The 20,923-nt window shown below is 66.5% G+C and carries 19 protein-coding genes; 7 read left to right on the forward strand and 12 right to left on the reverse strand.

What is annotated here, in order from left to right; genetic code table 11:
* Positions 1–23: 23 nt before the first annotated feature.
* Together FGU64_RS10745 and FGU64_RS10750 are read right to left on the reverse strand one after the other, a co-directional pair.
* Positions 24–1,520: a lipopolysaccharide biosynthesis protein gene (locus tag FGU64_RS10745; RefSeq protein ID WP_136359644.1), complete on the reverse strand. Its 1,497-nt coding sequence runs from the start codon at positions 1,518–1,520 to the stop codon at positions 24–26.
* Positions 1,521–1,523: 3 nt separating this feature from the next.
* Positions 1,524–2,684, reverse strand: a complete 1,161-nt coding sequence (locus FGU64_RS10750) for an acyltransferase family protein (protein WP_246671296.1) — start codon at positions 2,682–2,684, stop codon at positions 1,524–1,526.
* 83 nt (positions 2,685–2,767) lie between these two features.
* Here FGU64_RS10750 and FGU64_RS10755 point away from each other — a divergent pair, with 83 nt between their 5' ends.
* Positions 2,768–3,544, forward strand: a complete 777-nt coding sequence (locus FGU64_RS10755; protein WP_139953290.1) for a metallophosphoesterase — start codon at positions 2,768–2,770, stop codon at positions 3,542–3,544.
* 23 nt (positions 3,545–3,567) lie between these two features.
* Here FGU64_RS10755 and FGU64_RS10760 read toward each other — a convergent pair whose 3' ends face one another.
* The 8 genes from FGU64_RS10760 to FGU64_RS10795 form a co-directional block, all read right to left on the reverse strand.
* Positions 3,568–5,919: a polysaccharide biosynthesis tyrosine autokinase gene (locus FGU64_RS10760; protein ID WP_348639791.1), complete on the reverse strand. Its 2,352-nt coding sequence runs from the start codon at positions 5,917–5,919 to the stop codon at positions 3,568–3,570.
* 117 nt (positions 5,920–6,036) lie between these two features.
* Positions 6,037–6,933, reverse strand: a complete 897-nt coding sequence (locus FGU64_RS10765) for a UTP--glucose-1-phosphate uridylyltransferase (protein ID WP_139953291.1) — start codon at positions 6,931–6,933, stop codon at positions 6,037–6,039.
* A 44-nt stretch (positions 6,934–6,977) separates the two neighbouring features.
* Positions 6,978–7,934, reverse strand: a complete 957-nt coding sequence (locus FGU64_RS10770) for a glycosyltransferase family 2 protein (protein WP_139953292.1) — start codon at positions 7,932–7,934, stop codon at positions 6,978–6,980.
* On the reverse strand, positions 7,924–8,904 hold the full coding sequence (locus tag FGU64_RS10775) for a glycosyltransferase family 2 protein (RefSeq protein WP_139953293.1): 981 nt from the start codon (positions 8,902–8,904) through the stop codon (positions 7,924–7,926). The genes FGU64_RS10770 and FGU64_RS10775 overlap by 11 nt, the downstream gene beginning before the upstream one ends.
* On the reverse strand, positions 8,901–9,869 hold the full coding sequence (locus tag FGU64_RS10780; RefSeq protein ID WP_180375711.1) for a glycosyltransferase family 2 protein: 969 nt from the start codon (positions 9,867–9,869) through the stop codon (positions 8,901–8,903). Before FGU64_RS10780 ends, FGU64_RS10775 begins: the two co-directional genes overlap by 4 nt.
* Before the next feature lie 65 nt (positions 9,870–9,934).
* A complete protein-coding gene (locus FGU64_RS10785) occupies positions 9,935–11,110 on the reverse strand; it encodes a glycosyltransferase (RefSeq protein ID WP_139953295.1) in 1,176 nt (391 codons plus the stop codon).
* A gap of 11 nt (positions 11,111–11,121) precedes the next feature.
* Positions 11,122–11,961 (reverse strand): glycoside hydrolase family 16 protein, encoded by an 840-nt coding sequence (locus FGU64_RS10790; RefSeq protein WP_139953296.1) that lies wholly within the window; start codon positions 11,959–11,961, stop codon positions 11,122–11,124.
* Positions 11,962–12,105: 144 nt separating this feature from the next.
* Positions 12,106–12,627 (reverse strand): hypothetical protein, encoded by a 522-nt coding sequence (locus tag FGU64_RS10795; protein ID WP_139953297.1) that lies wholly within the window; start codon positions 12,625–12,627, stop codon positions 12,106–12,108.
* Positions 12,628–12,724: 97 nt separating this feature from the next.
* Here FGU64_RS10795 and FGU64_RS10800 point away from each other — a divergent pair, with 97 nt between their 5' ends.
* On the forward strand, positions 12,725–13,681 hold the full coding sequence (locus tag FGU64_RS10800; RefSeq protein ID WP_139953298.1) for a glycosyltransferase: 957 nt from the start codon (positions 12,725–12,727) through the stop codon (positions 13,679–13,681).
* 9 nt (positions 13,682–13,690) lie between these two features.
* The gene (locus FGU64_RS10805; protein ID WP_139953299.1) at positions 13,691–14,644 is read left to right on the forward strand and encodes a polysaccharide pyruvyl transferase family protein; all 954 of its coding nucleotides are present in this window, start codon (positions 13,691–13,693) and stop codon (positions 14,642–14,644) included.
* On the opposite strand, the gene FGU64_RS10810 is transcribed toward FGU64_RS10805, so the two are convergent.
* Both FGU64_RS10810 and FGU64_RS10815 read right to left on the reverse strand, forming a co-directional pair.
* Positions 14,635–15,639, reverse strand: coding sequence for a glycosyltransferase family 2 protein (locus FGU64_RS10810; RefSeq protein ID WP_139953300.1), 1,005 nt, complete (start codon positions 15,637–15,639; stop codon positions 14,635–14,637). The two genes, FGU64_RS10805 and FGU64_RS10810, sit on opposite strands and share 10 nt — an antisense overlap.
* Before the next feature lie 101 nt (positions 15,640–15,740).
* Positions 15,741–15,995 (reverse strand): exopolysaccharide production repressor protein, encoded by a 255-nt coding sequence (locus tag FGU64_RS10815; RefSeq protein WP_139953301.1) that lies wholly within the window; start codon positions 15,993–15,995, stop codon positions 15,741–15,743.
* A gap of 602 nt (positions 15,996–16,597) precedes the next feature.
* Between FGU64_RS10815 and FGU64_RS10820 the strand changes: the two genes are divergently transcribed.
* The 4 genes from FGU64_RS10820 (at position 16,598) to FGU64_RS10835 (ending at position 20,919) form a co-directional block, all read left to right on the forward strand.
* Positions 16,598–17,275, forward strand: coding sequence for a sugar transferase (locus FGU64_RS10820; RefSeq protein WP_136359630.1), 678 nt, complete (start codon positions 16,598–16,600; stop codon positions 17,273–17,275).
* Between the two features lie 71 nt (positions 17,276–17,346).
* Complete coding sequence (locus FGU64_RS10825; RefSeq protein WP_246671297.1) at positions 17,347–18,606, forward strand: polysaccharide biosynthesis/export family protein; 1,260 nt, start codon at positions 17,347–17,349, stop codon at positions 18,604–18,606.
* A gap of 49 nt (positions 18,607–18,655) precedes the next feature.
* Positions 18,656–19,918 carry an O-antigen ligase gene (locus FGU64_RS10830; RefSeq protein ID WP_139953302.1) on the forward strand — a complete coding sequence of 421 codons (1,263 nt, stop codon included), beginning with the start codon at positions 18,656–18,658 and terminating at the stop codon, positions 19,916–19,918.
* Positions 19,915–20,919, forward strand: coding sequence for an acyltransferase (locus FGU64_RS10835; RefSeq protein WP_139953303.1), 1,005 nt, complete (start codon positions 19,915–19,917; stop codon positions 20,917–20,919). Before FGU64_RS10830 ends, FGU64_RS10835 begins: the two co-directional genes overlap by 4 nt.
* Positions 20,920–20,923 lie beyond the last annotated feature (4 nt).

The following is a 20,923-nucleotide window of genomic DNA, read 5'->3' on the forward strand; positions in this document are numbered from 1 at the left end:
TCTTTTCTCCGTTCGATTGCGGCTCAAGCCTGCCTCCTCGCCGGACGCAGCTTTGCCAGCAGCTTGCCCAAAATGGTTTGCACTTCCCGCTCCGGTCCCTGCGGGCGGCCCATCGCCTCCCACAGCAGGAAGGTCGCGGCGCAGTAGAGGAAGCCGCCCAGCGCCACCAGCGTCGCCAGGTGCAGCGCCAGCATCGGCCTGTCGCCCGTATGGGGAAGCTGGCCGGCGGCAAACGCGACGCCCGCCGCCATCACCGCGACGCTGACCAGCGCACGCAAATTCGCCTGCAATTGCCGCATCACCGGCAGGTCGATCAGGCGTCGCACCAGCACCATGTTGACGACGGCGCTGCAAAGGCCGGTAAATACCCGGCCGACGACGACGCCGGGAAGGCCGGCGAGCAGAAGCCCGGCGACCATGATCGGCACGCGCACGAGAAGCATCTGCGTATCGCGCACGAACAGCATCCGCGTCTCGCCCTTCGCCATGCCGAGCGGCTGCACCAGCGAGCCCAGCGTCTGAAGGGCGAACACCGAGGCAAGCGCCTGGATGATGAAGATGACCGGCGCCCATTTCTCGCCGAGCGCCAGCCGCACAAGCGGGTCGGCGATGACGGCGACGCCGATGCCGGCCGGCAGCGCCACCGCCGTCAGCAGCGCCTGCGCTCGCTGGTAGGCAGCGGCCAGCCGCGCCGGATCGTTCTGGATGCTGGCGAAGCCCGGATAGATGGTCTGCGTCAGCGGCATCGTCGCCTCGCGCGTCGGCATCATGGCGAGGTTCGAGCCGACCGAGTAATAGCCCAGCGCCGTGTTGCCGAGCATCTTGCCGACCAGCAGGTAATCGAAGCGCCAGTTCAGCGTGTTGACGATCTGGCCGGCGCTCAGCCATGCCGAGAAGGAGAAGAACTCCCGCATGTGGCGGAAGGTGATGCGCGGCCTGAACGGCAGCACGAGATAGGAAACCGCGACGTTGGTCGCCTGGGTGACGAGCGTGCCGATCACCAGCGCCCAGTAGCTGTGATAGATGATGGCGATCGCCACCGCGGCGATGAAGCCGGTGAGCTTCTGCGATACGGCAAGCACGAATTCCTGCCAGAAGATCAGGTCGCGCTGATACATGATGCGGCGCGGGTTGGTGAGGCCGCTCAGGAAAACGCTGAGGCCCAGCGCCAGCATGACTCCGGTCAGACGCGGTTCCTCGAACAGCAGCGCGGCGGGTTTCGCGGCGGCGGCGAAGAACAGCGCCAGCACCAGCCCGCGCAGGGCGTTCAGGGTCCATGCGGCGCTGAAATGCGACTCGCCGGGCGCCTCGTGGCGGATCAGCGCCTCGGCCAGCGAAAGCTCCGTCACCGTCGAGACGATCATCAGGATCGTCATGCCGAGCGCGACGACGCCGAAGTCGGACGGCGCCAGGTTCCAGGCCAGGATGAAGGTGCTGAGCGCCGCCAGCCCGTTGACGATGGCGCGCGCCAGCGAAAGCCAGAGGCTCCCCTTGATCAGGCGTGTGGTGACGTTGGCCATGCGCTACCCCGCTCGCGACCGAGCGGCCCGCGCGTCGCGCCCGGCGACCTTGCGCAGGGGCTCCACGCCGTGGCCGGCATTGAACAGGACAAGTAGCGGCCGCGACCCGTTGATAGCCTGCAGGCCGATCACCGCGCCGATCACCGCCAGGCAGGGCAGCGCGAAGAAGGTGATCGCGAACAGGTCGCTGCCGTAGTTGCCGAAGACGCGCCGCAACGGAATGGCGGCGAAGTGGAACAGGATCGCATGGCTGCAGAACAGGAAGAAGGCGTAGGGCTCGAACCAGAGGAAACCGCCGGCGAAGCGCGAGCGGCGGATCGCCTCGGTCAGCAGCCAGAAGCCCGCCGCCATGGTGATGCGCAGCGCCGTGTCCAGCGTCAGCCTGAGTTCGTCCGTCATGTCGCCGAACAGCACGTTCTCGATCCTGAGGATCATATAGAGCACAACCATGACGACGAGGCCCGGAAGCAGCCAGCGCGCCATGCGGTCGATGACGGGCTCGGCCGTCTTCGACAGGCGCAGCCACATGCCAAGGGCGAAGAACAGCATCAGTTGCGGCCGTTGCAGCAGGTAAAGGTCCTCGCCGAACAGCGTATAAGCGATCAGCAACAGGATCGTGGCGACGGGAACGCGCTTGAGCGCAACATAGAGAAGCGGCGAAAACAGGCAGCAGACGAAAAGGTCGCGAAGAAACCACAAAGGCACGTCAAGCGGCCATCCGGTAAGGGCGAACAGCGCGTCGGCCATGCCGAGCGCGGTGAAGTCCGGCAAGTCCTGCCATTTGCCGCGCATCAGCCCGTAGAGCGCGAGAAGCGCCAGCATGAGGAGGTTCCAGGCCACCAGTGGCACGACCAGCGTCTTCACTTTCGACACGAAAAGGCGATGTGTCCCGACCTTGGCCAGGCTGGAGACGATGAAATAGCCGGAGACGACGCTGAGCAGCGAAACCGAACTCAGCCCCACCATGCGCGAGAGAGCGAAATAGACGAGATCGAAGACCCCGGCGTCGCGGGCGTAGACGTTACCCCCGATGCCCGGCGGCACGTGAACGAAGGTCATGAAGACGATGCAAAGGCCGCGCGCGATCCTGATACGATCCGACATGGACCTGCGGACCGGGTCCAGCGATCCGGCCGGCACCTCGAAAACGTTGCGGAAGGTCACGATCGTCTCCTCGATCGGTTTCATTCCGGACCGCAGCACGGGGCGGGCCGCTCGACCATGGCGATGAAGAAAAGGGCCTCCCGTTGAAGGCTTGGAGCAATCTGCTGGGCGTCGCCCGGCGCGGCGCGGCGGAAAAGCGCCTCCGCCTGCGCCTCGACCTGAAGGACACCGCCATCTATGCGATCGGCGACGTGCATGGCTGTCTCGACGAGCTTCTGGCGCTTGAAAGCGTCATCCAGCGCGACGCCGCCGAGTTGCCCGGCGAAAAGCTCATCGTCATGATCGGCGACTACGTCGACCGCGGCCCGGCCTCGGCCCAGGTGCTCGATCACCTGGCGGCGCTGCCGCCGCCCGGCTTCCGGCGCATCTGCCTGACCGGCAACCATGAGATGGTCATGCTCGACTATCTGGAGGGACGCACCGGCCTGATGGGCTGGCTGACGATGGGCGCCGAGCAGACCCTGCTCTCCTACGGCATCGACCACGAGCGCCTGCGCACCGTCTACCGCACCGAGCGCCAGATCGACGATGTCATCCGCGAAGCGATCCCTGCCCAGCACGTCGCCTTCCTGCGCTCGCTGCCGATCATGGTGGAAACGCCGGGCTTCCTGTTCGTTCATGCCGGCATCCGTCCGGACGTGCCACTGGAGCGGCAGTCGGATCGCGACCTGGTCTTCATCCGCGAGGACTTTTTCAAGGCCGCGCACCGCCTGACCCGCTATGTCGTCCACGGCCACACGCCGGTTGCCGAAGCCCGCCGCGACGGCATGCGCGTCGACATCGACACCGGCGCCTTCTTCACCGGCCGTCTGACAGCGCTGCGCATCTGGCAGAACAAGGGCCGGTATTTCACCACCTGACCGTTGGGCAAGCGGGCGCGCCATCAAGCCGGCTCCATCCGGTTGGCCGGCTTGTCGGCCGCCGAGCCGGCCATATGGGCCTGCTCGACATAGTAGGAGGAATAGCGGTCGAGATACTGTTCGGCGCTGCCGAACAGGCCGTAGCGCGACAGTTGCTTGATGTCGGTCTTGTTCAGGACGAGGCCGAGCACCTTGGCTGCGATCTGCGGCTCGGCCTGCAAGGCCGAGCGCACCAGCGCGCGCGGTGTGGCGCCCCATTCCGCCACCAGCACGAAGCCGTCGGCCATCGGCGCGAACGCCTTGGCGTCGACCACCGGCCCAAAGGGCGGCAGGTCGACGACGATGTAGTCGAAGGATTGCCGTGCCGATTCGATCAGTTCGCGCATGCCCGGTCCCGAGATCAACTCGCCGGTGTGCGGAAGCCGGCCGCGGATCACCGTCGGCAGGATGGCGAGCCGCGTCTTGCGGTCGACCAGAAGCGTGTTCTGCCAGCGCTGCTCGCCGCCGACGACGGCCTCTACCAGCCCTTTCTCCGGAATGATCGGCAGGCTGCGGCTGAGGCCGGGGTTTCGCAGATCGCCGTCGATCAGCAGCGTCTTGGCGCCGTTGGCCGCCAGCAGGCCGGCAAAATTGGCGGCCACGGTCGTCTTGCCCTCGTGCGGCAGCACCGAAACGAAGCCGATGACCTTGCAGGGATTGCGCTGCAGCACCACGTCGCTGGCGAGCTTCACGTTGCGCAGCGTCTCGGCGAAGGAAGAGGCCGGGGCGTTGATGGCGACGCGCAGGATGCGCGGGATGGTGGTTTCGCGCGGCGTCTGCGCCTGCTCCGCCCCGTTGCCGCCGTTCGTCGCCGCCTTGCTGCGGAAGGCGGACCCGACGATCGGCAGATAGCCAAGGAACTTGACGTCGAGCGAATTCTGCACGTCCTCGGCGGTGCGGAAGAAGCGCTCGCGGAATTCGCGCAGCGCGCCCATTCCCGCCCCCGCGAACAGGCCGAGCACCAGCGAAAGGGCGAGCGTCATCGTCTTGCGCGGGCTGGACGCCGCCACCGGATTGCCCGCCTGCGAGATGACGCGCGCCTGCGCGATCGGGAATGAGCGCTGCTGCGAGGCTTCCGCGTAGCGTCCCAGGAAGGACTGGTAGAGCGTCGCCAGCGCCTGCGCCTTCTGTTCCAGGGCGCGCAGCTCCACGCCCGACTGGCCGGACTTGGAGCTCTGGTCCGACAGTTCACCGACATTGATGCGCAGCGACGCCTCGCGCGACTTCGCCACCTCGTATTCGTTGCGATAGCTTTCGGTGAGCCGCGTGAGTTCGCCGAATATCTGCTTCGCCACGTCGGCCTCTTCGCGCCGCAGCGCCACCGCCTGCGGGTGGTCCTCGCCGAAACGGGCGGAAATATCCTGCTCGCGCTTGGCCATGGCGAGGTAGCGGGTCCTGAGGTCCGTCAGCAGCGCCGTGTTGGTGCCGCTGCTGCCCTTCTCGATCGGCACGGTGGCGTTCTTGACGGCGTTTTCCGGCCCGCTGTCGACGATCGACTTGAACTGGTTGTAGCGCGCCAGCGCGTTGGCGGTGTCGGCCTGCGCCAGGATCAGCTGCTTGGTGAGGTCGGACAACTGCTGGTCCGACACCAGTTCACCGCTCGCGGCCGTCAGACCATGGGCCGCGCGATACGTCTCGACCTCCCGCGACGCCTCCTGCGAACGCTCACGCAGGTCGTCCAGCCGCCCTTGCAGCCACACGGTAGCCCGCTGGGTGGCGTCGAAATTGGCGTTGAGATGATCCGCCAGGTAGGCATCGGCATAGGCCCGCGTGATGGCGCCGGCCAGCTTCGGGTCGTTGGCCGAGTAGGATAGCGAGATGACGTAGCTGCGGCCGACCCGTTCGGCATCGAGGTTCTGCTGCAGGATCGCCATCGCCTTGCCGACCTTGGCGTCCTCCACCGAACCCGTGGAAGGCGGCGGGCTGGAAAAGACCTTGAGCACGCTTTTGACCGTCGACTTCGCCCAGGCGATGGGAGAAACGGGCGGGTTGAGGAAAGCCTCGTTGTCCTGGAGATGCTGCGCCTCGACCACGGCGCGCGCGAGCTGTGCCGATTTCAGGATCTCGACTTCGCTCAGCACCATCGATTCCGCCTGCGCCGCCGGCTGCGGCGTCGGCTTGTCCTCGGCGAACTTCGTCAGGCTGTCGTCGAGCAGGATATTGGTCGAGGCGGTGTAGACCGAGGGCGTGAACAACAGATAGACGACGCCCAGCGCCAGCCCCGCCACGCCGAACAGCGCCACCACCCTGATCTGCCGCTTTGCCGCGGACAGAAGCCGGTCGAGGTCGATGAAGCCATCCGTCTCGTCCGAAGGCATGGGAACTGGCTTGCTCAAGAAAAAACGTCCATGGTTCATGACTTGCCGATCTGCTTGCTCGTCGGTCGAAAATCACGGCCACGGCCACCGTCGGGGATTGCCCCAGGGCCGTGGCCATAGCTATGTCCAGCGCGATCAGGCCGCTTCGCTGCGCCGTGTCTGCTGGGCGATGATCGTCTCGATCGGCTCCAGCACCAGGTCCCTGATGTCGGCGCGGGCCAGCGCGAAGGCGACGTTGGCCTGGATGAAGCCGTCCTTCGAGCCGCAGTCGAACATCCGGCCCTCGAACGGGCTGGCGAAGAAATCCTGCGCGGCGGACAGGCGCAGCATCGCGTCCGTGAGCTGGATTTCGCCGCCGGCGCCGCGCTCCTGGTTGTCGAGCAGCCCGAAGATTTCCGGCTGCAGCACGTAGCGGCCGTTGATGTAGAAATTGGAGGGCGCCGCCGAAGGCTCCGGCTTCTCGACCATGCCTGTGATGGCAAAGCCCTTCTCCACGCCCGGCCCCTTGCCGACGATGCCGTAGCTGCCGGTGTCGAGCGGATCGCACTGCTCCACTGCCACGACGTTGCCGCCGGTGCGCTCGTAAAGCTCCATGACGCCGGCCAGGCAGCCGCGCTCGCCGAACGAGACCATGTCGGGCAGAAGCAGCGCGAACGGCTCGTCGCCGATCACGTCGTGGGCGCACCAGACGGCGTGGCCGAGGCCGTGCGGCGCCTGCTGGCGGGTGAACGAGATGGCGCCCGGCTGCGGCTGCATGCGGTTGAGCGTCGAAAGCTGGTCCGTCTTGCCCGAGCGGGTGAGCGTGTCGAGCAATTCCGGCTGGATGTCGAAATAGTCTTCGATGATGTGCTTGTTGCGGCCGGTGACGAAGACGATGTGCTCGATGCCCGCCTCCAGCGCCTCGTCGACGGCATATTGCACGACGGGACGGTCGACGATGGTCAGCATCTCCTTCGGCATCGCCTTTGTGGCAGGCAGGAAGCGCGTTCCGAGGCCGGCGACAGGTATCACTGCTTTTCTGACTTTTTTCATCACATCCCTGTTTCGGTTGGCACCCCCGCCAAACTCGAAAATTTTCAGCCGGCTTCCGCCGCCCTCGATGATACCGGAGCCGACAGCCGCCGCAGCCGCGCCGCGATCGGCATGCCGAGGTGGCGCAGCGCTGCCGGATCGCGCAGCGCGACGCCGGCCGCCTTCAGCGGCGCCCGCCGCTTGAGGTGATCGACGAGCGAGAGGAATGACGCACCCCGACGCAGGCTCCTGGTGCGGCGCGCCTGCGCCGCCAGCGCCGGCGCGTCGAGGTCATGGTCGCGCAGGAACGCCGCGTCGGCGGCGAGCATCGCCTCGATATGGTGCGGTTCCAGCACGCGCGAGATCGAGCCGGCACGGACGTGGTAGCGGTAGCCGGCGCCCGACTCGACCACGCAGCGCCCGCCGCGCGCCAGCGCCGAGGCAAGGAAGATATAGTCCTCGCCGATGCGCAGCGTCTCGTCGTAGCGCAGGCCGGCCTGTTCGAGAAAACGGCGCTCGAACACCGGCTTCATGTAGCCATAGGAGAAGGTGCTTTCGAACAGCAGGCTGGTGCCGATCAGCTCGGCCAACGACAGATGCGGCAAGCCCTGAAGCTGCTCCGGCGAAAACATCGGCTCACTGCCGCCGGCGTCCTCGCGCACGACCTCGAGATTGTCGACGGCGACCTGGGCGCCCTCCGTCTCGGCGCGGCGGACCATGTGCGCCAGCCGCTCGGGATGGATCGTGTCGTCGGCATCGAGCACCGCCACCCAACGGCCTGAAGCGATGGCGAGCCCGGCATTGCGGGCGCCGCCCGGTCCACGGTTTTTCTCCAGTTCGACGACGCGCACCAGATGTTCCGAAAAACCGCGCGCGATCTCCACGCTGCGGTCGGTCGAGCAATCGTCGGCGACGACGACCTCCACCGAGACGCCGCGCTGCGCCAGCGCGCTGTCGATGGCGCGGCCGATCGTGTCCCCGGCGTTGAAGGCGGCGATGAGAACCGTGACGTCAGGCTGCATGGCGCTTGCCCTCCATTCGGCCTCCGATCGGATCTTCGATTGCAGCTTCCGGCGGAACGTCCCCGCCATATTGCTGGATTTCATCGACACCCAGCAGACCGACGACCACGCCGGCATGCAGAACGCCGCGCAGGGCATGATGGTTGCGCTGGGCGGCGGAAAAAGCGCTGAGGCCCGCCGCGCCGAGGCAATAGCCGGCCTTGGCCGTGGCAGTCAGGCACTCGCGCGCGATTGCCATGCGCGACAGGCCTTCGCCGGCCAGCCGCCCATGCGTCTGGCCGCTGCGGAAGCGGCGCTTCGCCAGCCAGGTGAAGCTGGCGCGAGCAGCCGGCACCGGCTCGCGTGCTGCGGCATCGGGCGCATAGGCGATGCGCCCGCCCGCCCGGTGAAGCCGGGTGAAGTAATCGGTGTCCTCGCCGCCGCTGCGGCCGAGCGGCAGGCTGAAGCGCCGCCCCGCGACCACGGCCGAAGACAGGCGCAGCAGCGTGTTGCCGGAATAGCCGGTGCGGATCTTGCCGTCGACACGCACAGGGCGGGTCGAATGGAAGTCGCCCTCGCGCATCCAGCGCGGCGCGTCCTCGCCATAGACGGCAAGCACTGGCCCGAGCACGACGTCGGCGCGCGTGGCGTTGGCGACCGACAGGAACTCCGTCAGCCAGTCGCCAGACACGATCTCCTGGTCGTCGTCCATGAAGATCAGGAAATCGCCGCCGGCCGCCTCCAGGCAGGCATTGCGGGCGAGCGAGATGTTGGAGGCCGGGCAATGGACGTAGACGATCTCGAAGGGCAGGCCGACAGCCAGCCCATAGACCAGCGCGCGCGCGCTCGGCGCCGAATCGTTGTCGGCGACGATGACGCGCAGCGCTACCCCGGCCGGAACGTGCAGGCCGGCCAGCGAGCGCAGCGTCTGTTCGAGTTGCGGGCGGCGGAACGTGCAGATGCCGACGTCGATGCGGATGGGATCGGTCATCGCGCTGCCACCCTCCGCGTCCAGGAAAGAGTCAGTTGCAACCAGAAGCCGGCCGACCATGCGAGATGCATGACCATCGCCGAGACGCCGGCGAGCGGGCCGTAGGGATTGCGCTCGGCCAGCGCCAGCCAGATTCCGTAGCCGAGGCATGCCGCAACCCACAGCCCCATCGGGATCAGCGCCGAAAGGTTGATGACGGCGAGCAGCGCGCCGGCCACAACCGGCAGCACCATCAACGGCACCATCTGCCTGAGCTTCGGCATGGCGCGGTGTTTGAGGATGTTTTTCGCCCGGCCGCGCCCGTAGCCCAGATATTGCCGGAACAGGCCGGCGACCGAAGCGCGCGGATAATAGGTCATGACGGTTTTGTCGGTCATCCAGATGCGATAGCCCGCGGCAGCGAGCCGGAAGTCGAGCTCGGCGTCCTCGTTGTGGCTGAAGCTTTCGTCGTAGCCGCCGACGGCGCGGAACGCTGCCACGCTCATCAGCGCATGGTGGCCGTGATCGGTCCAATGGCCCTTGGCGCCCTCGCGATGCGGCGAGCCACCATTGCCGAGCTTCGAATTCTGCGCCGTTGCGGTTGCCCGCTGGAAGGGACCGATCCCCTGCGTGAGCATGGAGACGACCACCGAATCGGCGCCTGTGGCGTCCGCCTCCTCGATCAGCTTTTCGCAATAGTCGTCGGGATAGCCGCCATGCGCGTCGATGCGGATGAAGCGCGCGAACGCCTCGCCGTATCTGATGACGGCGAGATTGACGGCGGCGGCCTGCACCTTACGGGGATTGTCGAGCAGGACGACGCGCGGTTCGAGCGCGGCGATTTCCTCCACGATGCGCCGGGTGCCGTCCGTGCTGCCGCCGTCGGCGACGACGATCAGCATGTCCAGCCGATCCGCCGGGCCGATCAGTTGCGCGATGAGGTCGCCGATATGGGCGACCTCGTTCAGGCACGGGATGATCACCATGCAGCGTCCGGCCGGCGCGGCACGCGAGGTTTCAGCGTGCAAAGGTTCGGCGTCGGTTTGGCTGGTCATGCCGCGGCCTCCAGCAGGATATCGCCGCCGACCCGCGAGCCGGCCAACGCTTGCAGGCGCTCGACCAGCGCGCGGCAGTCGCCGATGCCCGCGGCCCATTCGGCTTTGTCGTGCCCGACGACCCGACGGCGCAGGGCCTCGTAGTTTTCCCGGTCCATCGCGGACAACGCCGTTTGCAGCGCGTCCACGGAAGCGTCCTCGAGCAGCACGCCGATCCCCCGTTCGGAAAGGAAGCGCGCCGTTTCCGTGCCTTGCATCGCGATCGGAACAACACCATGGCGGCAGCCTTCGTAAAGGCGGTTGGGCAGCAGCCAGGCGGAGTTCAGTCCCTCCTCGAAGAAGTCGATCGCCCAGCAGAAATGCACCGCGCCGTAGATGGCGGCGAGGTCGTCCGGATTGCGGTAGGGGCCGGCAAAGCGGATATGCGGCTCGGCCGCGACGAAGCCGTCGAAATCGGCGAATTCGCGATAGGCAGGACGACCGCGCAGCACGACCTCGAAGCGCCCGCCTGCCTGCCGGGTGAAGGCGGCCAGCAGGTCCAGCGACCTGGCGCAGCGCAGCGCACCGAACCAGCCGATCCACCACGGCTCGCCGGCTTCCGGCAATGCTGCCTGCTGGCCGGGAACCGGCAAAGCATCCAGTTCCAGCACCTTGTTCGGCAGCAAGGCGACCGGCGCGGCAGACTGCCCGAAGCGGACGAAATAATCGCGCACGAAGGCCGGCGAGCTGGTGATCAGCAGTGCCGCGTCGCGGCCGAACAGCCGCTCGGCGCCGCGCATCGCCTTGCCGACCGGGCCGGCGTCGAGCAGCAGGCGGTGGATGTCGAGGCATTCGTAGACGAGCGGGATGTCGCCGCCGAACGCCGCCCGCGCCCGCCTGGCGAGCGCCAGCATTTCCAGGTTTCGGCCGATGATGACGTCGGGCCGCGGAACATGCCTGAGCTTGCCCGCCAGCGAGACGGCGGCCGACGCCACCGAAGCCAACCGCTGCGTGAACCGGCCGTCCTCGGTGCGGCCGAGCTCGACAGGCGCCTCGCCCTCATTGCGCTCCGGCACGGCGCCCCGGCGGAAACCGGCCAGCGTCACCGTGGCACCGCCCGCTTCCAGCATCCTCACGCGGCGCTGCACGGCAGGATCGGCCAGGTTATGCACGAGATAGAGGATGCGCAGCATCGGCCGTCCTCTCACTGCGACTGCGTCTTGCAGACGATGGAGTCCGGGAACTGGCACTTGTCGCCCTCGGCGGTGAAGGAGACGCGCTCCACTTCCGCCGCGATCGGCTGGCCGGGATCGGCGAAGGCGCCCATCCACGACGTCAGCGTGTCGCTGCCCCAGATGCTCAGATAAATCTTGGCCGGATGGCTGGGCAGCTTGTCGGGATCGGTGACCTCGCCGACGAGCTTGCCGTCGACATACCAGGCGATGCGGTCCTTCTGCCAGACGAAGGCGTAGTCGTGGAAATCCTTGTCGGCGTCGCCTGGCACGTCCACCAGCTTGGCCGGGCCGAGGCTCTTGCCATCGACGAAGCGGTTGATCTGGACCTTCGACGGCTCCTTGCCGAGCACCTCGAAATCGATCTCGTCATGCGGCTGTTTGTGGACCGGGCCGATGAAGGAGAAGAAACCGGTGTTGAGGCCGGAGCCCGCCACCGCCTTCATGCGCGCCTCGAAGGTACCGTAGCCGAATCGCTTGAAGGTCTGGACCTCGCCGCAGGCGTAATCGCGGTCCTTGGTCTTCTCTTTGACGAAGCCGAGCTTCAGCCGCCCGTCCTCGACGCTGGCCTGCTTCTTCGACCATGTGCAGTTCTGATGGTCGCCGTTCGCCCAGCCGTCGGAAATGTACCATCGGCTCGGATCGAGCCTGTCGAAATCGTCCACGAAGGATTTGCCGTTGGCTGTGGATTTGCCGGCGGACGCCGCCTGAGCGGCCAAGGGAGCGCCGATCGCCGCTACCGCGAGTCCCGCTGCCAGTCCTTTGGCGAACCACGCGAGACCACGATTCGGATGCCTCGTATATACAGTCATTCCACCGCCTTTCGGTGCGGCGCCGCCCTCCCCCGGCGCTCCGTTCGAACCAACGTTGCGCTGCACATAAGGCTGTCGAGGGATGAGAATGTGACGCGCCGCCGCTTTCACGGGGCGTGGCGCGGTAACTTTTTATGATCGGCGTTAAGCGCCCGGCCGGACCGGATCGGCGGCGCCGGCGCCTACCTCTTCCGTTTGCTGGGGAAACAGCGCGGCCCGCTCGCGCAACTCGTTCACGAAAACGGCCTGCGCCTCGAGCGCGGCGAGCCGCCTCGTATAATCAATCATGGTCTGGGTGAGTTGGTCGATGGACGAAGCCGTTTTGGGGCCGGCCTCGTCCTGCTCCAGCGCCTGCTGCGAGAAGGCGGCGCGCGCCGTCACGCTCTCGTAGCGCCCGCGCAGGCCGTCGCGCTCATGTTTGATCTCGCCGTGCAATTCGTCCAGGAAAGCGCGCAAACGCCCGGCGCGCGCGGCATCCGTGTCGCGGTCGCGTTGCGGATTCCGGGTCCGGAAAAAGGTCGCGGCGCGCGTACCGAACAGAGCCATCTGGACGACCTCCTTGCTCTTAGCCGGTGAGTTCATATGCGGCAAAGATGGCAGAAAGGCCAGCGGCAGGAAACCCGTCCGCGCGACGCGCGCGGAAGCGGCGGGGCCGGCGGGCGACAAATTTCAGCCCGAAACGGCTGGTCTTGAAAGACGCGCCGAGGCCCGGCCTACTGGGGCGGGTCACGATCCCGGCATCGCGAAGACCGAAAGGACGACGATGAAGTGCAGCGTGATCATCCCGTATTACCAGCGCGAGCCGGGCGTCCTGCAACGCGCGCTGGCCTCCGTCTTCAGCCAGTCGCACCAGGATTTCGACGTCATCGTCGTCGATGATTCCTCCCCGCTGCCGGTCGAGGCCGAGGTCGGCATCCTGCCGCCCGCCGAGCGGGCGCGCATCGCCGTCATCAAGCAGGCCAATGCCGGTCCCGGCGGCGCGCGCAACACCGGTCTCGACCATGTGCCGGCCGACAGCGCCTGCGTCGCCTTCCTCGATTCCGACGACGAATGGGCGCCCGATCATCTCAAGACCGCGACGGAAGCGCTCGCCCGCTTCGACGCCGACTGCTACTTCGCCTCCATCCAGGGCGGCGAGGAATTCTATTATCACTACGGCGTCGCCGAGCTTGCCGGCAGCACCGCCGTCACCCGGCTGTCCGACGATCCGCCGCTGGTCGAAATCCCCGATCTCGCCGGCGTCATGCTCAAGGACTGGAGCTTCCTGCATCTCTCCTGCATGGTCATCGGCGAAAGCCTGTTCCGCACCGCCCGCTTCGAAGCGGCGCTCAGGCTGGCGGCGGAAGACGTGCTGTTCTTCTATGACTGCATCCGTGGCGCGCGCCGCACCGTGCTGGGCGAGGATGTCGGCGCCATGCGCGGCGAGGGTCTCAACATCTTCCACGGCGTCGCCAGCGATTCGCCGCAGTTCCTGCAACAACAGTTCAACACCTGGGTGGCGCTCGACCGGCTGGAAAGCCGCTCCGCCCATCGCCCGGAAGACCGCGCCTCGATCCGCTCCTACAAGCAGACCGCCCGGCAGCAGGCGCTGTGGGGCCAGGCAAGGCTGGTGCGCGGCCGCAAGGCGCCGCAATTCGGCCTTCTGGCGCAATGGGCCTGGCGCGACCCGCAGATCCTGCGCAGCGCCGTCGAGCTCGCCGTCGCCAAGATCGCCAGATAGGGCCACGCCATGCAGCCTTTCCATTGGGAGTCGAAACACGGCAATTTCGGCGACGACCTGAACCTGTGGCTATGGGACTTCCTGTTGCCCGGCTTCAGGGACGTCCATCCCGACATGCTGCTGGTCGGCGTCGGCACCGTGTTGAACAAGGACCTGCTGCCGCTAGGCCGCAAGAAGCTCGTCGTCGGCAGCGGCTTCGGCTATGGCGTAGCACCCGACCTTTCCGACCGGGCGGAATGGGACGTCCGCAGCGTGCGCGGGCCGCTGACGGCCGGCAAGATCGGGCTGGACGCCGCGCTCGGCATCGTCGACCCGGCGGTGATGGTGGCCGACATGCCCGAATTCCAGGCGGTGTCGAAACGTCACGACGCGATCTTCGTGCCGCATTGGGAATCAACCGTCGGCGGCATCTGGCCAACCGTCTGCGAGGCCGCGGGCCTGACCTATGTCGACCCGTGCGGCGAGGCGAAAGCGGTGATCGGGGAGATTGCCGGCGCGCGGCTGGTGGTGGCCGAATCCATGCACGCCGCCATCCTCGCCGACGCGCTGCGCGTGCCGTGGGTCGCCGTCACCACGTCGCGCAACGTCAACAGCTTCAAATGGCAGGACTGGGCCGCCTCGCTCGGCCTGGCCTACCGCCCGCGCCGCGTCCCGCTTTCCTCGCGCGCAGAAGCCATTACCAAGGGCGCCCGCTTCTGGGGCATGGATTTCGAGCGCAGGGCGGCGGGCGGCGACGAACGGCCGGAACGGCAGGACCCAGGCGAAACGCCGGTGCTGACGCGCGCCGAACCGCCCCGCTCGGGGCTGCGCGACGTGGTCAAGAACGCGCTTGCCGCACCTGCCGTGCTCGCACTGCGGCAGGCTCGCAAAGCGGAACCGCAACTCAGTACCGATGCCGCGCTGGCCGAACGCAAGGACCGGTTCCATAGCGTTCTGGCCGGCATCCGCCGCGACTATTTCTGAACGGCGCGGGCGGCGAGAAGATAACGCGGCAGCACGGGCTGCGCGCTGGTCGGGCTGAGTCTCGCCCTGAATGCGTCAAGCTTGTCGGCCGCGACACCGCCGACGATCGCCGGCAGCGCGGCGGGACGGGCGAGCGCGCCGAGCCCCGCCCGAGCCAATCCTTGTTCAGCCTTGACGTCGAGGAAGCGGCGCAGTTCGTAGCGGGCGCGCATGTGCCGCTCGTGGCGCCGTAGCGCCACCTCCGCCCGGTCGCCGGCGCCCGACAGCGCCAGGATGGCGCGGTCGGCTTCGTAGAGGCGTTTCAAGTCGGCGGTGCGATGCCGGCCGCTCAGCGAATCCGCCCGCACAACGGCTCCATAGCCGCAGCCGTGCACCACCTTGTAGCGGGCGCCGTTCAGCAGAGCCCGCGCGTAGAGGTCGTAATCCTCGCCGAGCCTGAGCTTCTCGTCATAGGCAAGTCCGTGCACCTCGATGAAGGAACGCCGCATCACCGGCTTGAGGAAGCCGATCTCGCCGCGCGCAGCACCCCGCCGCGAAATATTGCCCTCGACGAAGCTTACCAGGTCGAGAAAGCGCGGTTCGGCTGCGAAGTCCGGCACGACGGGCTCCGCATGGCCCGCGCTCCGCGCATCGACGAAGACGATGTTGTCGGCGACGAAGTCCCAGTCGTCGCCGACAAGCAGCCTGTCGAACCGGCCTTCGAGGAAGAAGTCGTCGGCGTCGAGAATGGCGATCAGCGGCGCGCTCGAATGCGCGATCGCATGGTTGCGGGCGAAGGACGGCCCGCGATTGGCGTCGAGCCGCAGGATCAAAAGCCGGCCGCTGCCGTCGTCCGCCGCGAGCGCCGCCTCGGCCGTCCGGTCGGCCGATCCGTCGTCGACCACCACGACTTCCGCGACGTGCTTCTCGCGCAGGGCGGAACCGACGGCCCGGCCGATGGTCGGCGCCGCATCCTTGGCCGCGATGATGACGCAGACTGTGGCGGTTGATGGCATTCGCACCTCTCGATTTCCCTCGGCCCGCCCGCATGGCGGAGCGGTCGCAGAAGCGAAAGGCGATTTGATGACGGCCACAATTGGCTGCCGTGCAGCGCCGCCTAGCGAACGACCTGCCGGTCCTTCTTGGCGGCGGCGGGCGCAGGTTCCTTGCGCGCCGGCTCGGAGGCCTTGCCACGCGCGGGCGCCCACCAGATCATCGCCAGCACCGCCAGGAAATAACCGGCCTGGATGATGACCGCGCAGATGATCGTGTCGATCAGCGTGGTCCACAGCGATTGCGTGACGACGTAGGTGACGACGGCGAACGCCACCAGGGCACCGATGAAGCCGCGCAGGAACAGGACGAACGGCATCTCAGCCGGACCGGCCGCGACGGCGTCGTATGCGACGAAATTTCACCCGCAAGATTACCTCCCGCCGAAGCAGCAACCGTTGCTGCGCATCCGGTGTATTAGGCGTCGGTGATTTGCTGAACCGGAGGCGCGAATTCAATCGCGGCTGTATAGCGAAGCATATAAAACGTCTGGACGACAGGCAACACACATCCGAAGGCTTGTCCCGGCCCATCGGCGATCCTCACTCCGATTCTCCATCGCCGTTGCAGGATGGCGACATCTTTGCCAAGGGGCCTATTCCCAAGAAAAATATGGATCATATACTGATAACACGAGATTTATTCGTGATATATAAATTAGAAAAATACACTATCTTTAATATGATCGATATTTTTTAGAGAAATATGTAATATTAATTTTACATATCAAATTGTGTTTCACAATGCGTCGGAGATTTTACGATCATCGTCAGGGTTTGTGACTGCATGTCACAAATTATGATCTGAGATGGATTTGCCCGACCTATTTTTATCGCACCCACGTCATATCTCCCGCCCTATCAACAAGCATGTTGCAACGCAGCATTTGCATCTGACGATCAACATCGCGGAGCGGCAAGGATGTCACAGACTGAACTGGCGGAAAGATCTTCCGACTCATATTCCGACAGGGAGGGCACGCCGCCGATAGGCGGCGCCTTCAAGCGCGCTTTCGACGTATCGGCCGCCGTTGCCGGTCTCGTCGTCTTCAGCCCGCTTTTCCTCATGCTGGTCGCCCTGGTGAAGTTTTCCGACGGCGGCAGGGTGTTTTACGGGCACCCGCGAATCGGCCGCAACGGCAAGGTCTTCCGCTGCCTCAAGTTCCGCACCATGGTCGAGGACGGAGACGCCGTGCTGGCCGCGCATTTCGCCACCAACCCTCAGGACCGCGAGGAATGGAACGCCACGCGCAAACTGCAGGACGATCCCCGTGTCACGCGGATCGGCGCGGTGCTGCGCAAGCTCAGCCTCGACGAACTGCCGCAGATCTTCAACATCCTGCGCGGCGAGATGAGCTTCGTCGGCCCGCGCCCGGTCGTCGACGACGAACTCGCGCTTTATGGCACGTCCGCCAGCTTCTACCTGCAATCGCGCCCCGGCCTGACCGGGCTCTGGCAGGTGAGCGGCCGCAACGACGTCTCCTACGGCACCCGCGTCGCCTTCGACAGGCACTATGTCGAGAACTGGTCGTTCGTCTTCGACCTGAAGATCCTGATCTGGACCGTGCCGGCGGTGTTCTCCTCGCGCGGCAGCTACTGAGCCTGGCCGCACCGCTTCCCCACGTCCCTGTCTGCGGTGAAAAAGCATCCGCAGTGAAGAAAGCAAAGGATTTGACCCTGATACCGCAAAGAGCCCGCATCCTTTTCGCCGTCGCCGTCCTGCTGGCGGCGGCACCGCTGCAAGCGCTGTCCGCCACGACGGACGAATACCGGCTGGGCACGATGGACAAGCTGCGCGTCAGGGTCGCCGAATGGCAGAGTGCCGAAGGTGCCTTCCGCGACTGGTCGGCCGTCAGCGGCGACTACAGCGTCGGGCCGGCCGGCACCATATCGGTCCCCTTCGTCGGCGAACTGCCGGTGACGGGCAAGACCACGGCCGAGGTCGCGACCGCCATCGGCGACGGCCTGCAGCAGAAGCTGGGCCTTCCCGACCGGCCGGAGGCCTCCGTGGAACTGGCGGAATTCCGCCCGATCTTCGTGTCGGGCGACGTGCAGACACCCGGCCGCTATCCCTACGATCCGCAACTGACCGTGCTGAAGGCGCTCAGCATCGCCGGCGGCCTTCGCCGCTCGGAGAACGGCCAGGGCGGCGCGCGCGATTTCATCACCGCGCAAGGCAATTACGACGTGATGGCGGCCCAGCGCGACGGCCTTCTGGCGAGGAAGGCAAGGCTGGAAGCCGAGGCCGCCAACAAGCCGCAGATCGACTTCCCGCCGGAACTCGGCAAGACGGCGGCCGGAAAGAAGCTGATGGCCGACGAAACCAGCCTGATGCAGGCACGGCAGAAGCGGCTGCGCCTGCAACTCGAAAGCCTCGACAACCTCAAGGCCCTGCTGCAGAGCGAGATCGAGTCGCTTGAAAAGAAAATAACCACGCAGACCCGCCAGACCGATCTGGCGCGCGAGGAACTGAAGGGCATCGACAACCTTGCCGGCAAGGGGCTGGTGGTCAACCAGCGCGTGCTGACCCTCGAACAGACCATCGCGGAGCTCGAAAGCAAGCTGCTCGACATGGACACCGCCATATTGCGGGCCAAGCAGGACATCGCCAAGGCGACGCAGGACGCGATCAGCCTGCAGAACGACCGCGACACCGAGATCGCCCAGGACCGCCAGCAGACGGAAGCCGACCTCGACACCATGAACCTGAAGATGGGCATGTATTCCGGCCTGATGGTGGAAGCCCTGGAGCGGGCGCCGGACGCCGCGCGCAACGCCGGCGGCCGCAATCCGCCGCAGATGAGCTTTTCCATCGTGCGCACCGCCGGCGACGGCAAGGCGGGCGTGATCGCGGCCGACGAGAACACGCCGGTCCTGCCGGGAGACGTCGTCAAGGTGGAGATCGCCCAGCCGGCCGCGAATTCCAATTGAACGAGGTCAGAACGACGCCCCGGAACAGCCGCAACTGCGGACATAGCCAATGAAGATCGCCAAGGCACGCCTTGTGAATCCCGACCATAATTTCTGGTACGGGCTGGTCGCGGTCGCGATCTCGATCTTCGTGTTCGCCTACTCCATCCGCTTCGGCCAGGTCTCGATCCTCGCCTACTACGCCCTTTGGCTGCCGCTGGTGCTGGTCGACTACCGCAAGGCGCTCGGCACCTCGACCGATCTCGCATGGATCGCGCCTTTCGCCGCGCTCGCCTGCCTGTCGACGTTCTGGTCGGCGGCGCCCGGCGTCACCGCGCGCGCCTCCGTGCAGTTCGCCTCCCACGTCGTCTGCGCGCTGATCGCCGCCCGCACCGTCAGCGTCAGGACCCTGACCCTCGGCGCGATCCTCGGCACCCTGCTTGTCCTATTCTTTTCGCTGGTTCACGGCCAGTACCACCTCGACCCGCTCGACGGCAGCTACAGCTTCGTCGGCGCCTTCCCCTCGAAGAACCAGCTCGGCCTGTTTTCTTCGCTCGGCGTTTACTTCGCCTTCGCCGCGCTCGTCGTGCTCGGCGAACGCGGCCTCTGGCGGATCGTCGCCCTTGCCTGCGGCGGCCTCTCCGCCGTGCTGCTGGCGAGATCGCAGTCGGCGACCTCGGTCATCACGCTCGCTCTGGTGCTGGCCGTCCAGGTCTGGCTGAGGCTGGCGTTGCTGTTTTCGCCGCGCGTCAGGAAAGTAAGCATGGCGGCAGGCATCGTGCTCGCCATTTGCGTCGTCTTTACCGGGCTGAACTTCGGCGGTCTCGACCTGCTGCTCGCCGCCTTCGGCAAGGATTCCACGCTGACAGGCCGCACCTATCTGTGGTCGCAGGGCTGGGCCGCGGCCACGCAGGCGCCGTTCTTCGGCGTCGGCTATCAGGCCTACTGGGTGCAGGGCTTCTCCGAGGCCGAGCGGCTGTGGGAGGAATTCTACATCGGCTCGCGCAGCGGCTTCCATTTCCACAACACCTTCATCGAAGTGGGGGTGGAATTGGGCCTCGCCGGCGTCGCGCTCATCACCACGGTGTTGCTGCGCACCTTCGCCGGACACCTCGGCCGGGTCCTCGGCGACGCCCGCAACGAGGCATCCTTCGTCCTGTTCGGCCTCGTCGCCATGTTCCTGGTGCGCGCTTTCGTCGAGGTCGACGTCATCAATCCCTATGTCGTCGGCTCGTTCCTGCTCTTCTACGCGGCGGGCCGCCTGGCGGCGCCGCGCGCCATGCCCCGCTACGCCCTCCTCCGCAGGTCGTCGCGACCCGGTCACGCGGCATGAAACGGCTCCACGGAATCCAGTACCTGCGCGCCGTGGCGGCGCTCGGCGTCGTCGTCTTCCACGCGGCTGAACGCTCGGGCACGCACTTCGCCATCGGCGCTGCCGGCGTCGACGTCTTCTTCGTCATCAGCGGCTTCATCATGTGGGTCATCGCCAGCGAGCGATCGCCCTCGCCCGCCGCCTTCCTGCGCGACCGCATCGAGCGCATCGCGCCGCTCTACTGGATCGCGACCGGCGTCATGGTGGCGGGGGCGCTTGCCGGCCTGTTCCCGAACCTGCGCCTGAGCGCATGGTACGTTCTGTCCTCGCTTGCCTTCCTCGCCAGCCGCTCGCCGAGCACCGGCGACATCTGGCCGGTTCTCGTGCAGGGCTGGACGCTGAACTACGAGATGTTCTTCTACGCGCTATTCGCGGCCGCCCTGTTCCTGCCGGCACGGCGGCGGCTCGCCGCGCTGGCGGGCCTGTTCCTCGCGCTCGCGGCAGCGGGATGGCTGTTCGCCCCTGAAACCCCGATCCTCAAGACCTGGACCGATCCGCTGCTGCTGGAATTCCTCGTCGGCATCGCCATCGGCGAGGCCTGGCTGAGGGGCGCGGTCCCCTCGCCGGCGAGCGGCATCGTGCTGATCGCCGTCGCCCTGGTCGGCTTCGCCTTCGTCGGCGTCACCTATGCCGGCTTCACGCCCTTCGTGCTCGGCCCGCTGGCGGCAGCGCTCGTGCTGGGTGTCCTTGCCTTCGAAAGGCACGCGGCGGTGCCCCGCCTGCCACTCGCCGCCTATCTCGGCGACAGTTCCTATTCCACCTACCTCTGGCACACGATGGCGATATCGGTGGTGGCCAAGGCCGGTTCCCTGCTTTCCCTGCCGGGACCGGTCGTCTTGATCGCCGCGATCGTCGCCGGCGTCGCCATCGGCGTGGCCGTCCACGAAATCCTCGAAAAACCGATCGCCGCGTTCCTGAAAAACCGGCGGCGCCGGCGAAGCGGCGCGCATTCCATGGCGTGAGCGC

The organism is Mesorhizobium sp. 8, assembly GCF_006351905.1.
In the GTDB taxonomy this organism is placed as follows: domain Bacteria; phylum Pseudomonadota; class Alphaproteobacteria; order Rhizobiales; family Rhizobiaceae; genus Mesorhizobium; species Mesorhizobium composti.